11 protein-coding genes are annotated in these 14,307 nt (G+C 42.5%); 6 read left to right on the top strand and 5 right to left on the bottom strand.

Annotation, left to right across the window (positions count from 1 at the left end):
* Window positions 1–41 precede the first annotated feature (41 nt).
* The 3 genes from EHO59_RS03095 to EHO59_RS03085 all read left to right on the top strand — a co-directional run bounded on the left by EHO59_RS03095 (window position 42) and on the right by EHO59_RS03085 (window position 7,539).
* Window positions 42–3,227: a SpoIIE family protein phosphatase gene (locus EHO59_RS03095; RefSeq protein ID WP_135584632.1), complete on the top strand. Its 3,186-nt coding sequence runs from the start codon at window positions 42–44 to the stop codon at window positions 3,225–3,227.
* Window positions 3,224–4,159 carry a hypothetical protein gene (locus tag EHO59_RS03090; protein WP_135584630.1) on the top strand — a complete coding sequence of 312 codons (936 nt, stop codon included), beginning with the start codon at window positions 3,224–3,226 and terminating at the stop codon, window positions 4,157–4,159. The genes EHO59_RS03095 and EHO59_RS03090 overlap by 4 nt, the downstream gene beginning before the upstream one ends.
* A gap of 188 nt (window positions 4,160–4,347) precedes the next feature.
* The gene (locus tag EHO59_RS03085) at window positions 4,348–7,539 is read left to right on the top strand and encodes a SpoIIE family protein phosphatase (RefSeq protein ID WP_135584628.1); all 3,192 of its coding nucleotides are present in this window, start codon (window positions 4,348–4,350) and stop codon (window positions 7,537–7,539) included.
* Window positions 7,540–7,554: 15 nt separating this feature from the next.
* Here EHO59_RS03085 and dcd read toward each other — a convergent pair whose 3' ends face one another.
* Together dcd and EHO59_RS03075 are read right to left on the bottom strand one after the other, a co-directional pair.
* The gene (gene dcd, locus EHO59_RS03080) at window positions 7,555–8,085 is read right to left on the bottom strand and encodes a dCTP deaminase (protein WP_135584626.1); all 531 of its coding nucleotides are present in this window, start codon (window positions 8,083–8,085) and stop codon (window positions 7,555–7,557) included.
* Window positions 8,086–8,156: 71 nt separating this feature from the next.
* On the bottom strand, window positions 8,157–8,930 hold the full coding sequence (locus EHO59_RS03075) for an enoyl-CoA hydratase/isomerase family protein (protein WP_135584624.1): 774 nt from the start codon (window positions 8,928–8,930) through the stop codon (window positions 8,157–8,159).
* A gap of 125 nt (window positions 8,931–9,055) precedes the next feature.
* Between EHO59_RS03075 and EHO59_RS03070 the strand changes: the two genes are divergently transcribed.
* Together EHO59_RS03070 and EHO59_RS03065 are read left to right on the top strand one after the other, a co-directional pair.
* Complete coding sequence (locus EHO59_RS03070) at window positions 9,056–9,790, top strand: LIC10067 family putative lipoprotein (RefSeq protein ID WP_135584622.1); 735 nt, start codon at window positions 9,056–9,058, stop codon at window positions 9,788–9,790.
* A gap of 68 nt (window positions 9,791–9,858) precedes the next feature.
* Window positions 9,859–10,059 (top strand): hypothetical protein, encoded by a 201-nt coding sequence (locus EHO59_RS03065; protein WP_135584620.1) that lies wholly within the window; start codon window positions 9,859–9,861, stop codon window positions 10,057–10,059.
* Window positions 10,060–10,142: 83 nt separating this feature from the next.
* On the opposite strand, the gene EHO59_RS03060 is transcribed toward EHO59_RS03065, so the two are convergent.
* From EHO59_RS03060 to EHO59_RS03050, 3 genes are all read right to left on the bottom strand, one after another.
* Window positions 10,143–10,514: a VOC family protein gene (locus tag EHO59_RS03060; RefSeq protein ID WP_135584618.1), complete on the bottom strand. Its 372-nt coding sequence runs from the start codon at window positions 10,512–10,514 to the stop codon at window positions 10,143–10,145.
* 115 nt (window positions 10,515–10,629) lie between these two features.
* On the bottom strand, window positions 10,630–11,793 hold the full coding sequence (locus EHO59_RS03055) for a hypothetical protein (RefSeq protein ID WP_135584616.1): 1,164 nt from the start codon (window positions 11,791–11,793) through the stop codon (window positions 10,630–10,632).
* Window positions 11,793–13,397 carry an NAD(P)-binding protein gene (locus EHO59_RS03050; protein ID WP_135584614.1) on the bottom strand — a complete coding sequence of 535 codons (1,605 nt, stop codon included), beginning with the start codon at window positions 13,395–13,397 and terminating at the stop codon, window positions 11,793–11,795. Before EHO59_RS03050 ends, EHO59_RS03055 begins: the two co-directional genes overlap by 1 nt.
* 117 nt (window positions 13,398–13,514) lie before the next feature.
* Between EHO59_RS03050 and EHO59_RS03045 the strand changes: the two genes are divergently transcribed.
* Window positions 13,515–14,270, top strand: a complete 756-nt coding sequence (locus EHO59_RS03045) for an HAD family hydrolase (protein WP_135584612.1) — start codon at window positions 13,515–13,517, stop codon at window positions 14,268–14,270.
* Window positions 14,271–14,307 lie beyond the last annotated feature (37 nt).

Raw genomic sequence — 14,307 nt, 5'->3', positions numbered from 1 at the left:
CAGTTTCGTTCGCCGGTAATCGAAGCCGTCTATAGGAGTTTATGGGGTTAAATCCGATTTCTTGGGACCTGGTCCTTTTTAACTACTACTCGTTTGGAAGTTTATTGGTTACTCTAACCACTATTTTTCTAGGGATTTTCTTTTTAACACTTAAGAACAGGACGATAGCGACTACGCATTTCGGTATAGGCTTCTTGTTTTTTGGGGCCTTCGAAATAGGTTATTTCATAGCCGCGTTCTTATATCATCCGATCGCTGCGTATCACCGTTGGCTTACAGGAGGGATGGTTCTTCCTGCAATAACGCATTTTACTCAATTCCTGATCCGCTTCCCGGGAAATAGCAATCAACGTATCGCGAAATGGGTTTTGATTGCGGAACATTCGGTATCTGTAGTCACTGTTGCGCTCTTCATCTTCCTGACTTCTATTTCCGACAAGATCTATCACTTCACTGCCCATCACTGGGATTTTAATGCGTTCGACGCAAGTCGCTATCTCGCTATCGTGATCGCTCTATTTTGCTTTATCGGATTTATCATCGTTCCTGCTTGGAGAGCGATCTTCACTAAGGATAAGAGAAGACTTGCTCTTCTCATGTTCACGATCGGATTTTTAATAGCAGCGGTTTATCCGAATATCTCGAATTTCTTAAGTAGAGATGGAGAGATGGAGCGTTCGACGTACATGACCTCGAACGTGATCTCCTTCGTTACGGCCTTCTCCTTTATGGTGATCGCGTTCATCAATAACAGCGCCGAACGCACCACCTTTATGGTAAAGATCGTTGGGATCACTCTTTTTACTATCTGTTTGATCATGCAAGCCCTCGTTTATATTTCCAGCCAAGAGAAGGATGCGGAATATGATAGCTTACGCATGGTAAATATAGAAAGAGCCCTCGAGAACGGAGTAAAATCTCAGGACATAGAATACACATTTCATTGGAAGGAAAACAAGGATGACTTGGATACTTCCGAATATGATTCCAAAAAAGAACTGAATCTAAGACAGGTAGAAGCGGACTTACAGAACGTAACCATCTACGAAGAAATTAAGAATCTAAAAGATTCGAACTTCAGAGGATCCGTAAATTCTTTATTAAATAAAAGTCATACATACTTCGGCGGATACAAACGTTTTATCCGTGAATTGTTGGATGCAAATCCTCAACTTTCTCCTGCAGAAACCAAGGCGCTGATCATAACAAAAGCGGAGAATTGGAACAAGAGAGCGTTCGTAACCACCAACAAATTAGAAGGTTTAGTCGGTGGCTCCTTCTGTAAGAAGGGCCGCGCCTTCCTCAATGGGCTGGGCAGCGCTGAAAAAGGCTTTAAGGACGAGATATTCTCCCATTGGTCCGAAGATTGTCTTTGGGACGGAAGGGATCTTAGCGATGAGGAACTCCGTGCAGAGATACTTTGCTATTTCCGATATTTCAAGCCGAGCGAGACCAGGCACTACAGAAGAAGCAAAGATGGTCTAGGGCATTATGTTGCCTTCATGAAATTCATACCTGAGAAGCAGGAGATGAGCGAGGTAGGATTCTCTTACAGAGTGTATCGAGAATTCATGCACCCTACTGCGGTGAAACAGACTGCGATCTTACTCATCGTGATCTTCGTGGTCCTCGCATTATTCCCTCTATTCTTTAAAAACAGCTTAGTGGATCCTTTGAATAGCTTACTCTCGGGGGTGGAGAAAGTGAACAAAGGAGACTTGGATGTGGTCGTGCCGGTTAAAGTAAGGGACGAGATCGGATTCTTGGCTGACTCCTTTAACGCGATGGTGGCTTCCATCAAGCAAGCTAGGAGAGAGTTGCAGGATTACGCAGAAAACCTGGAAGAGAAAGTTCGAGAAAGAACTAGAGAAGTACAGGAGAAAATGGAAGAGGTCCAACGCCTCAAAGTGCAACAGGACGGTGACTACTTCCTTACATCCTTGCTTGCGAAGCCTCTTTTCTATAATGCGAATAAATCCAAGCTGGTAAAAACGGAATTTATCATACATCAGAAGAAGCAGTTCGAATTCAGAGGAAAACATTCAGATCTAGGTGGCGATATATGCGTTACCGGTAATTTACGTTTGGGTCGTCCGGATTCGTTCAAGAGATACACAGTTTCCATGAACGGTGATGCAATGGGTAAGTCCATGCAAGGAGCGGGTGGAGCTCTTGTTATGGGAGTCGTGATGAACTCTATTCTCGCTCGTTCTGCCGCTAATAATAGGATTTTGGATGCTACACCGGAGCAATGGTTAGCAGAGATCTATAATGAGATCCATGCAGTCTTTAAATCCTTTAACGGATCCATGGTGATCTCCGCTTCCTTATATCTGATCGAAGACGAGACGGGAATGTGTTGGTACTTCAACGCTGAACACCCGTATTCCGTACTTTATAGAGATGGAAAAGCAAGCTTCATCGAAGACGGTCTTACTCTACGAAAACTCGGCTTGGATTCCGAGTTTGAATTTAAAGTCCACAATTTCCAATTGAAGAAGGGTGATATCATCATCCTCGGTTCGGACGGAAGGGACGACGTGGATCTAACTCCAGAAGAAACGATCCGTACGATCAACGAAGACGAAATGCAGTTCCTTCGTCATGTCGAAACCGCTAAGGCAAATCTAGAAGATATCGAGATTGAGATCCGCAAGACAGGAGAGCTTACGGATGACCTTTCGTTATTGAAGATAGAATTCCAAGGCGAGCCTAAGAAGGACGAGATCGAAGATATTTTCGAGTCTTCCGATCATATAGACAAGGCACTCAATACCGACTCTGTTTATGAGGAAGCTAAGAAGATGTACAAGACCGGTCGTTTGGATGAGGCCTTGGATCTTCTCAAGACGGGCTACTTGCATGATAGCGCTAATCAAAGGCTGAACAAATTGCTGGGTCTTTTAAGTTTCAAAGGCAAAGATTACGCAACTGCGGTCGAAGTTCTGACCAATTACCTTGGTATAGATCCAGATCTGCATGAGTATTGGTTCTATCTTTCCATCGCAAACAAGAAGATGGGTAAGTACGACCAAGCACTTGCTGCCAGCTTGAAACTATTGGAAGTAGATCCTAACAATCTCTCTAATTTGATCAATCTTTCTGATATTTATCGTTTGATGGAAATGTATGATCGTGCCGAAGAATACGCTCGCAAGATCATGCAGCAAGAACCTGCAAACGAAAACGCTCACAAATTGATCCGTTTGATCGAGAGAGATCGTTGATATTTTTCAGAAAACCAAAGGTAGGACAGATCCTGGGGATTCTCGGGATCTGTTTTATCCTGACGATCTTTGTCCTTCCGACCTTTTCTCAAGCAAATAAGAAATCCCAGACAAAATCCGTTCAAAGCAATTTCCCTTTAATCTTAAGAGGAGGAGAAGTTCAGGTAGTCATCCGCAACGAGACCTCGGAAAAGGATTGGAACCAATACGCTTTCGAAAAGACCAAAGGCCTTTTAGACGCTTACGAATCTTTTATTGGAGTAAGTTTTCACCAAGCTGCGGCTCCGATCTATAAATCCCTTCCCGAACCTGAAAAGAACAAGGTCAAACTCATCTTGAAAGAGGCAGTCTTTCTGAATGGAACTCGGATCGGAGGATATAATAATGTCTCCGGGGATTTGGGAAAAGATCTAGGAATTTTTATGGAGCCTGGAATCGTTCCTCGAGGTTACCCAGCACTTTTACTACATGAACTCGGTCATTTCTATTTCACGGAACCATCCTGGTTAAGCGAAGGGATCGTTTCCTTCTTGCCTTATCTTTTAACTAAGAAAGGAACTTTGAAGCTCGATTCAGAAGAATTATCAGCAGTCATGGACGAATGGAGTTTAGAAGAAGCAAGACCTCCAAAAGACCTTCCTTTGTCTCAAGATTTTCGCACTTTGGATCCTTCTCTGGGGCTTTGGTTTTATTCCAAGGCAGTTAGAACTCAGATGATCCTATACAAGGAACTTGGAAATGCCGGATATAAGAGTTTTCTGAAACAGGTTACTCTTGCAGAGACTTTGAATACGGAAGGAGTTTTTAAAATCTTGAATAAGATCCAAAAGAAGAATTGGGATCATATATTGCAAGGTTGGGTCCTGGCGGGACCTTATGCTGTTTATCCGGTGAATTCCTTTTTGCAACTGAAAGAAATTGATAAACTTTAGACTTGCTTTTTACATTGCACGTGTTATACAAAAAAGGCGATTTGGCAGGAAATTCTTTTTTCGTTTGATCGGATTGGTTCCAGCTTTAATATAATCCATTTATAAGAGCCTTTTCTTGGTCCGATCCATTTCACTAACAAAATGCGCTCGGCCGAATCGCTATCAGGACCGATCCGACTTTTAAGCGCATGGAAATTCTATCAATCTTACAAAACGACGTACTTCTGAACTATTACTCTTTCGGAAGCTTGTTATCGATCCTCGCATTCCTATTTACTTCTCTCTTCTTTCTTTTTGTTAAGGAGAAGACTCCAAGTACATTTCACCTTGCTTTGGGTGCGTTATTCTTCTCCTTCTTTTGCACCGGATATTTCTTTGCCGCGTTCTTATATCATCCGAACGGAGCCTACCATCGATGGTTAACCGTAGGTTTTATTCTCCCTGCACTGACTCACTTAGGACAGTTCATGTCCAGGTATCCTCAGAACGCTCATCCTAAGTTTAATCGAAACTTATTGATCGTATTATATTCGATCATGGTGATTGGAGTTTCTTACTTCTTTTATATCACATTAAACGCTCCTAAGAAGTATCACTTTACCGCACATCATTGGGACTTCAATGTAGAGGCAGCGTCTAGAAACGTCGCTATTCTGATCGGGATCTTTGTCTTGGTCTGCTTTTTGATCGTTCCGGTCTGGAGAATGGTAAAAACTTCCGGAAGCATTCGCTTTGCAATCGGCGGGTTCATGGGTTCGCTTTTGATCGGAGGGGTGATCCCGGCCGTTACGAATATTCTTAGCCGAGACGGATGGATCGAAAGATCTACTTACTTAACCTCTATTGTACTTTTGATGACCTTGGGTCTTTTCTTGATCCTTGTGATCTTCTTGAATTTCAGCGAAGAAAAGACCACTTTCATGGTCAAGATCGTAGGGATTACTTTCGTAACTTTGATGCTGATCATGCAGGCACTTGTCTTTATTTCTAACCAGGATAAAGAAGCAGAGTATGATACTAAGAGTATCGTTAATATGGCTCGAGTCCTAGAAGGTGGAAAGAAACCGTCTGAATTGGAATACGTAATCAACTGGGCCGGCGGTTCGAACAGTCTCGACTACTCTCAATATGATAATAAATTCGATCTTCGCCTTCCTCAATTAGAGATAGACTTTAAGAATACGATTATCTTCGAGCATATCAAACTTCTTCCAGAGGATACTTTTAGGGAATCACTGAAGAAGACCCTTGCGGGGACTCACGAATATTTCAGCGGATATAAGACTTCCATCCTTAAATTCCTGGAGAGAAATCCGAATCTAGAAGGCAAAGAATTAAAGACCAAGCTATTCGATTATCTTACTTCTCTGAATACCGCTGTCTTTGTGACTTCGAATAAATTGGATTATATCTTTCCTAAAGAATTTTGTGTCGACGGAAGAAAATTCCTAAAAGGTGCGAGCGGCGACGTTTCTTATTTTAAAGATCACCTTCTCTCCAAATGGAAGGAGAAAGACGGAAGTTGTACTTTCGATGAAAAGGATCTTCTCATCGGTCATCTGAAAGCGGAAATACTTCTCTACTTCCGCCCCTTCCAGCCTGCGCTTTCCAGACATTATAGAAAGAGCTTAGACGAATACCAACATTTCGTTACTTATATAAACTATGATGTGAAGAAGGATATCGTAAGCGAAGTAGGTTACTCGTATCGCAAGTATAGAGAATTTATGCACCCAACTGCAGCAAAGCAAACTCTCATCCTGGGAGTAGTGCTTGTGGTTGTCTTCTTAGTATTCCCGTTATTCTTCCGCCAAAGTTTGGTTTCTCCTTTGAACCGTCTTCTCTCCGGAATGGAAAGAGTGAACGAGGGAGCTTTGGATGTGGAAGTCAAGGTGGACCTAAAAGACGAGATAGGATTCTTATCCGATTCCTTTAATAACATGGTGGCTTCTATTCGCAAAGCAAGAGGAGAGTTGCAGGACTATGCGGAACACCTTGCTACAAAGGTGAGAGAAAGAACGAGAGAGCTTTCCGAAAAAATAGAAGAATTACAAAGATTGAAAGTACAGCAAGATGGAGACTACTTTCTCACGTCTTTGCTTGCAAAACCGTTATTCTATAATGCGAACAAGTCCACTAAGGTAGGAACTCAGTTCATTCTTCGCCAAAAGAAACAATTCGAGTTCAAAGGTAAGAGCGCGGATCTAGGCGGGGACATTTGCGTCACAGGAAATCTTCGTTTAGGAAAACCGAACGACTTTAAGCGCTACACCTTTGCTATGAACGGTGATGCGATGGGAAAATCCATGCAGGGGGCCGGTGGTTCCTTGGTCATGGGGGTCGTGATCAATTCGATTCTAGCGCGTTCTGCCGCAAATGATCGTGTATTAGATACCACTGCTGCCGATTGGCTAACAGAGATCTATAGAGAGATGCAATCCGTATTCAAATCCTTTAACGGATCCATGGTAATCTCCGGAACATTCGTGATGGTTGAGGATGATACAGGTAAAGTCTGGTACTTCAACGCAGAGCACCCCTTCTCCGTAATGTATAGGGACGGAAGAGCAGGTTTCTTAGAAACAGGATTAACTCTTCGTAAGATTGGTTTGGATTCGGAATACGAATTTAAAGTCCATACCACTCGATTGGAACCTGGAGATGTATTGATCGTCGGTTCGGACGGTAAGGATGATCTGGACCTGACTCCGGAAAAAGAAGTCAGAACGATCAACGAAGATGAGATGCTCTTCTTGCAACTCGTGGAAAAAGGCCAAGGTGATCTTACCAAGATCGAAGAAGAGATCATGAATTCAGGAGAATTAACGGACGACCTTTCTCTTCTTAGAATAGAATATTTGCCTATCAATTCTCCTGAAACGGATTCTAAGCCGGATTCTCTCTCTGATCCTATCGATTGGAAATTCATCTATAAGAAAGCAAAAGAAGATTATATGGGCGGCCGCTTGAGCGAGGCATTGGTTTCTCTCGAAGGATTATATAAATCAGATCCGCAGAATACCAAGGTCACTAAACTCCTCGGACTTCTTAGCTTTAAAGGAAAGAACTACGCAAAAGCAGTAGAGGTATTGAACAAATACTTGGGTGCCGATCCGGATCTAGTGGAGTATTGGTACTATCTTTCCTTAGCAAATCGAAGGATCGGAAGAATGGACGAGGCTATTCTTGCCGCTAAGAGAATGGAAGAGTTGCAGCCGGACAACCCTATGAACCTGATCAATCTTTCGGATCTATATCGCCAAACCGAGCAATTCGAATTAGCTTTAGAATACGCTCACATGGCCTTGGAAAAAGATCCCGAAAATGAAAATGCTCAAAAATTAGTAAGATTGATCCAGAGAGACAGCAGAGCTACTTAAAAGTATTATAGATTCTTAATACTTTCCGTTCTCGAAATCTTTATAAAGCATCGAGGTCTGAATCCCTTTGTTTCCTTGGTATTTGCCGGATTTATATTCTGTGATCTCGCCTTCGACAGTGTGGTAGAATATCTGACAGATCTCTACATTCGGATAGATAACAAGAGGCTGGATTACGGAAATCTCCAAGGTCCAGAATCCTTTGAAGCCCACATCACCGAATCCTGCAGTCACATGCACATACATTCCTAATCTTCCGATAGAGGAACGCCCTTCAAGCATAGGAACTAGATTATGAGTTTCAGTATATTCAAGGGTGCGTCCCAAATAAAGAACGCCCGGTTGCAAGAGTAATCCGTTCTCCGGGATGATTAGGTTTTCGGACGGATTGGACTTCTTCATGTCCAAAGGAGTTTCCGTATAGCGAACCAGCTCGTTATGAAGTCTTAGGTTATAAGAGTTCGGATTCAACCTGTTATCGGAATAAGGCTCGATGACTATGTCCTTGTCTAATCTATTCTTAATTTCCTTTCCAGTTAGAATCATTCGATTTTCCGATGCTTAGTTTTTTCCTATTTTTGCGGCCCAGCTTTGGGTCGCTTCCATTTTTCGAATTTCTATCTTCCCTTAAATTCGGGTTTTCTCTTTTCTTTGAAAGCCTTTAAGGCCTCGATCCTGTCCTCGGTTTGCAAGGTCTTATTATAATGTTTTCTTTCTATCTTTAAGGCTGTCTTGATATCTTTACCTTCTCCTTCGTTGATTGCTAACTTGGCCAGCTTCAAAGAAATGGGAGCCTTTTCAGAAAGTAGCAGTGCAAGCTTCTTTCCTGCAGTGAAGGCAGAATCATGCCAAACTGAATTTGCAAGTTGGATCTCTAACGCAGTCTCTGCATTGATCACCGAGGCAGTGAGGATCAGTTCTAAAGCTTTAGTTCTTCCGATTCTTCTCGGAAGTCTTTGAGTTCCTCCCGCACCTGGAATAATTCCTAAACCGGTTTCAGTGAGTCCCACTTTGGCTTCGTGGCTCATCAAAATGAAATCGCAACAGAGTGCCATTTCTAACCCGCCACCATACGCGTCTCCATCCAAGGCTGCGATGGTTGGAAAAGGGAGATTTTCCAGTGCCTGAAAACAGACACCTACCTCATCCAAGAAACGATGTACTTCTTTCTCGGACATGTCCGCTCTTTCCTTCAAATCGGCTCCCGCGCAGAAAACGGAACCTTCTCCTGATAAAACCAGTGCACGTATTTTCGGGTCTTTGTTTGCCTTTTCAATACAAGACATAAGTTCTCGGAGCAATTGCCTGGAGATTGCATTTCGTTTTTCGGGTCGATTTAAGGTAATAATACATGTATAATCTTCGATCGAATAAAGAACGGTTTCGCTCATATTTGCCTGCTGGAAAAATCTTATTCCCGGACGAAGTATTTCTTCCGATAATTGGGTAGATTGTCTGGTTTTTCTAAATCGGCAAGCAAAACCGGTCGGCTCGAGCGGTTCTAGGTTAAGTAAAAATGCGGTCTTTGATGCGAGCTCTTATTTTCATCCTGCTCATTTCCATACTTGGGGTCTATTGTTCGAATAGCAAAAGCACGGATTTGGCTAGCGAGTTGGGGATTGGGGATCCAGTCATCACCTCGATCGATCCTCCTTCCGGAGCGCCTCCCATTGGCACGAGTCCAGGCACATCCATAACTATAAACGGAAGGCTTTTCTCAGCAACTGCGAGCAATAATACGATCACATTCAATGGAGTATCCGGAACTGTATTGACTGCGACCTCGACCGAGATCACGACTGTAGTTCCGTCGGGAGCATCCTCAGGGACCTTATTCCTTTCTAAATCCGGTTCCGGTCCTATCGTCTGCGATAAGAATAACAGCAGCAGTGCAATGAACTGCTACGGCACTCCCTTCTATATAGATTGTTATAAGTCGTTTAATAACCAGTACGGAGATGAGATCGGGGTTACTTATCCGAACTCAAAGACATTCGCAATTACGGGTCAGACTGGAACAGTCGCTCTCAGGATCGATTTGAATACTGAGGGAGCCACGAATGTTAAATTAGGTTGTGATACCTATCTGGTGTATTCCAAGTTTTCCAAGTCTTGTGGAAGGACGGATGTGGGAGATCCCAACAATACAGCCACTTGGATCTACCAACCTACGATTACTTTCCCGAGTTATTATACCGTTCAGATGTTCGTTACAGCGGGTAAGGGAAACTGCGAAATCTCTTTTCCTTAATATAAGGGCCAAAAAAATACTTGGTTTATTCTTAATATTGGTTTAGCATTCGGTTAAGGGAGGATCAAATGAGCACAATTACTGCAGCATTTCTTGGATTACCGGACAAGCCTTCCTCGGATCCTCGCAAGATGCCTAAAATGGAAGGAGTTGCTAATAAGCCTTATGAGAATAAGCAAGCAGACACCTTCGATCAAAAGGCTATGAATCCGAGTTATGCGGGTGATATCTATAAGATCAAAGGCGCTTTTGTAGATAAGCTTTCCTAAACGATCTCAGCTTTATATAGTGAGCCAAATAAAAAAGCCCGGGATTGCCGGGCTTTTTGCTTTTATAGATTAGATCTGAAAGATCAGTCTTCTTTATAATTGATCTCGAGAATGTTTCCGGATGGATCCAAGAAATGGAGAAATTCTCCTCCGTCTCTAGCTTCTGGTCCTCTTACGATCTGAACCGACTTGGACTCGAGCTCTACGATTGCTTCAGTGAAGTCATCCACATCCAAAACGAAGCTTAGAACAGGAGACTTTACTTCGGTCAGGGAACTTTTCGCACCATTCGTATTGAGGAGTTTGATATTCACTGAATCGAGGCCGATGATCGCGAACTCGTTTCCTTTCTCCTCTAAGGTCTCGAAATCGAAGAGTTCGGAATAGAATTTAACCGAAGACTCGACGTCCCCTGTAGGTATTACAATATAATCAATTCCTTCTACGATGATCATTGAGGTAGATCCTGTTTTCCTTTTTCGTCATTATGAGAAGAAAACCGGGCTTGTCTATCGGAAAACCGTAGTAAGGCTGTTTTTCAGTCCTAGGAGGGGATTTAGAGCATTCTGATTAAGAATCGAGTTTTTGGAAACCCAAGAAGTCTCTTAACTCGTTATTGTCCTTACCTCCCTTCCACAGGAAGCCATCTAGAATATAGTGAGTAAACTGAGGAAGGAAGAAGAGAGGAACAAGGATGAATTCGAAACCCAGTCCCAATTCGGATCGTATTACGGATTTGTTTCCAAAAAGATCCGAATGTTCTCTCCAAACAAAACTATCCCAAAGCCATTCCTCGGAGAATGCCAATAAGACCAGAACGAATACAAACGGAAGAAGGACCAAAATGCCCTTTTGGAATGCGGAATAAAATAAAGAAGGAAGGCTCTTTCTACGAAAACTGGAATAAGCGAATACCAAGGCTATATAGGGAACACCGTGGTTGATTACGTTTGTAAGAGTGAAAGCGAAATCGTCATTTAAGAATACAATTCCCACATACCAAACCGAAGAGGTGTTCACTAAGAGTAAGATCTTTCCCCAAGAGATCTCTTTCTTGTTCAACAGAAAGTATACTTGGCTCAAGGAATATAGGAATACCCAGATCCAAAATAGAATATGGACAGATCTTGCTAAAATCTCATTCGGAAAATAGAAGAAGTCACCTTCCATAAACCATTCGAATCTTCTTGTGTCTGGAGTGAGGTGCCAATATAGAACAGGAAGAATAGTTACTGCATACAAAGTTATCTTATCCCAAAGAATAGAAATGCCTTGGGTGTTTTTTTCTTTGCGAATATACAGAGATAGAAAGCCGTACTGCTGTCGGATAAAATGAAATACTGCTAAGTAGGCGACCGCGCTCCAAAATACCAACTTTCCAAAAGAGTAAAGAATCAGTGCAAATACGAAACAGAACAAAGGAGTTAAGGTGAGAAGTGTCTTCTTACGAGTCCAAACCTCTCTATCCAAATATGCTCTAAATAAAGTGGAATATACATGAGACACATCCACTCCCGGAATCAGCAAGAGCCATAACCAAGGAGGTAATGCTTTTCCGTCCGTTCTTCCTGAACCTGGAATCACTTCTTTGGGAAAATCAAATTGATGAGCGATTAGAACAATAATTATGCTAACGAGCCCAGGAGCGATAAGCCAACTTAGATCATAGTTGCGAGAGATGATCCATTTTCCCTTCTTCTCTTCTTGCAAATTCACTTTTGAATTTTGATCCATCAGATCCTACTCTGAGTCTGTACTTTCTTAGAGGCTTCGAATCCTCTGTACAATGCTTCTTCGAAGATGGAGATCCCGCTTAGATCGCAATGAGCAAAGTGAATCCCCGATACTGACTGGGACAATTTCTCTCTTTGCCCGCTCCAAAGAAAACCTGGAACAGGACGGATCATTGCATGAGCATGGGTCATGATATCGATTCTTGAAACCAGTTGTTCTATATTTGGATGAGGCCGTTTTAGATCAGATAGGATCTCTTCCTTCCAATTTTCCCAATTCTTAGGAAGCATCGCTCTTCTCGCTGCGAGCGTATCCTTCTCCGCAAATGCAAGATAGTAAGTCAAAACCGATTGAGGCCGGAGAGCACGTAGATCTTGATGAGTAGACACAACATATCCAAGAGATCGACTTTTATAGATTACATTTTCCCAAGCGGGAGGATGACCTTTTCCTTGAGGCAACTCATCCACAAATAGATTTGCAACCAACCAAGGAGAATATTCTAAATTTTGAAGAAAGCTTTCCTTCTCTCCTAAAATATACTTTCGAGTAAACGAAGGAAGAGCATAGACCACCTGTTCCGCTTCGAATACAATATCTTTGCGCTCGTTCACATCGTACGCATTGATCTCCCATCTGTTTCCTTGCTTTCGAATCCGTTCTACCAGCGTAGAAGTTTTGATCTTTCCTTGAGAAGGTTTTTGTAGGAGTTCCAACAGGAAACCGTTTCCTTCCGGCCAGGTAAGCACGGGAGGAGATTCTTCTTCGTATCGTAATCGAGAACAGAAATAGTGAAGCCCTGCCCAAGCAGAAATAACGTCGGAGTTCCCACCGTAATCGTCTCTGGTGCAATAGTCTGCATACCATAACAGCTCAGGAGATTGGATCCCTTGCTCTTTCAAGTATTGGGAGAAGGAAACACGATCCAGTTTCAATATCTCAGGATCTCTGGAAGAAAGATCGATCGGAATGCAAAATGCCTTATGACCATCTCTCCCGATTCGATTTTGCCAATGATTGATGATCTTTCTAAATAGGAGTTCTTGTGCATCTGGTTCTCCCGACCTGCGAGGGACGAGGCCTGCCTGCCACCTTCCTTGATAATACAATCTTTCTTCTGGATCGAAACAGAGATATCTTTCCGGATAGATCGGATTTCCTTGGGAGTCCTTTCCTTCTACAAGTCCATTCTCTTCTAAGAATTTTCGGACGAGCACACTCTCCGGTCCCGGCTGGGGAAGATAATGTGCGCCCCAAGGATACTTGAGTGAATTGGTTTCAGAGTAACGAGAATTTCCTCCCGTTTGCTTTTCTAAATCCAAGATGAGATAGTCTTGGATTCCAAGCTTGGAGAGATAATAGCCGCAGGAAAGTCCTGAGATACCGGCGCCTGCAATGAGGACCTTTGTTTTAGTTCTTTCACCCTGAGGAGAAAAATCAGTTCTCGCAAGCCTGAGCCTGTGCCCTGTTTCTCTATCTGGTCCAAGTATAGAACCGAGGACCTTTTTCTTTCTCCAGCGGAAATAAGAACCGATCCCAAGCAATGCAAAGCAAAGTCCAAGGACTGAGAGAAATATCTTTCTAGAAAAACGATCTTCCTGCATAGAAAAGCGAATTGCAGATTAGTTTTTGCGGAAGAAGAAGCAAGGAAAAAGAAATTTACTTTTGGATTTCTAAAGCATTCTCCTTGGCTTTTGCACCTGGATCTGAATATTCATCCTATGGCAGTTCTTTTGGATTTAGACAATACCCTTTTCGATTCCAGCAAAATCTACGAGGCCACGATACGCAGTATGGAATTGAATGCTAAGTCCTTAGGCTTTTCTTCCGGAAAGGAATTCAAAAAACTTTATGATTCTGTACGAGCAGAAGTGAAGAAGGAACTCCCTGAGAATCCGGTCAATCGATTGAGGATCTTGTATTTCAAGAAGATATCCGAATTGCTGCACAGCGGGATCAACCCGGCTTTTATCTTAAAATTGGATGCTGCTTATTTTCGTTTTTTCTTGGAAGGCATCAAAAACTGGAAGAAGGAGAATTCTAAAGAGTTCAAAAGAATTCTTTCTTTGCTTAAAGAATTGCAAGCAGTACAAAACATCGTTCTGATCACAAATGAGTCTCTAAGAACTCAAGTACTGAAACTCTCTGTTCTGCTTCCAAAAGAGATTCGGTATAGCCTTGTAACTTCAGAAGAATCAGGAGCAGAAAAACCTTCGCCCATTATTTTTCAAAAAGCACTAAAGGGAGAAGATCCTAAAAAGTCATATCTGATCGGAGACTCTCTGCAAGATGATATTAAGGGAAGTTTATCACTCGGGTTAGAGACATTTCATTTAGAAGCTCCGATTGCTTCCGGCAAAAAAAGATCTGTTCTCGAAAAGAAAAGCTTAGATGGAAAATCGTACTGGCAATCTCCGGATCTGGCTTCGGCTTTGAATTATATTCTGAGCTTAGAGAACGGAAACTTGGTTCTTTGAGCTTGAGATTTCTTTAATACTCAAAACTTCAATTAAG

The sequence above is a fragment of the Leptospira semungkisensis genome (assembly GCF_004770055.1).
GTDB classification, from domain to species: domain Bacteria; phylum Spirochaetota; class Leptospiria; order Leptospirales; family Leptospiraceae; genus Leptospira_B; species Leptospira_B semungkisensis.
This window is presented reverse-complemented; position numbering and strand designations above follow the sequence as displayed.

Coding starts and splice junctions, on each gene's coding strand:
- EHO59_RS03045 (WP_135584612.1), top strand. CDS start 13,515: ATGGCAGTTCTTTTGGATTTAGACAATACCCTTTTCGATTCCAGCAAA.
- dcd (WP_135584626.1), bottom strand. CDS start 8,085: ATGATTCTAACTGGAAAGGAAATTAAGAATAGATTAGACAAGGACATA.
- EHO59_RS03055 (WP_135584616.1), bottom strand. CDS start 11,793: ATGGATCAAAATTCAAAAGTGAATTTGCAAGAAGAGAAGAAGGGAAAA.
- EHO59_RS03095 (WP_135584632.1), top strand. CDS start 42: ATGGGGTTAAATCCGATTTCTTGGGACCTGGTCCTTTTTAACTACTAC.
- EHO59_RS03070 (WP_135584622.1), top strand. CDS start 9,056: ATGCGGTCTTTGATGCGAGCTCTTATTTTCATCCTGCTCATTTCCATA.
- EHO59_RS03065 (WP_135584620.1), top strand. CDS start 9,859: ATGAGCACAATTACTGCAGCATTTCTTGGATTACCGGACAAGCCTTCC.
- EHO59_RS03075 (WP_135584624.1), bottom strand. CDS start 8,930: ATGAGCGAAACCGTTCTTTATTCGATCGAAGATTATACATGTATTATT.
- EHO59_RS03060 (WP_135584618.1), bottom strand. CDS start 10,514: ATGATCATCGTAGAAGGAATTGATTATATTGTAATACCTACAGGGGAC.
- EHO59_RS03085 (WP_135584628.1), top strand. CDS start 4,348: ATGGAAATTCTATCAATCTTACAAAACGACGTACTTCTGAACTATTAC.
- EHO59_RS03050 (WP_135584614.1), bottom strand. CDS start 13,397: ATGCAGGAAGATCGTTTTTCTAGAAAGATATTTCTCTCAGTCCTTGGA.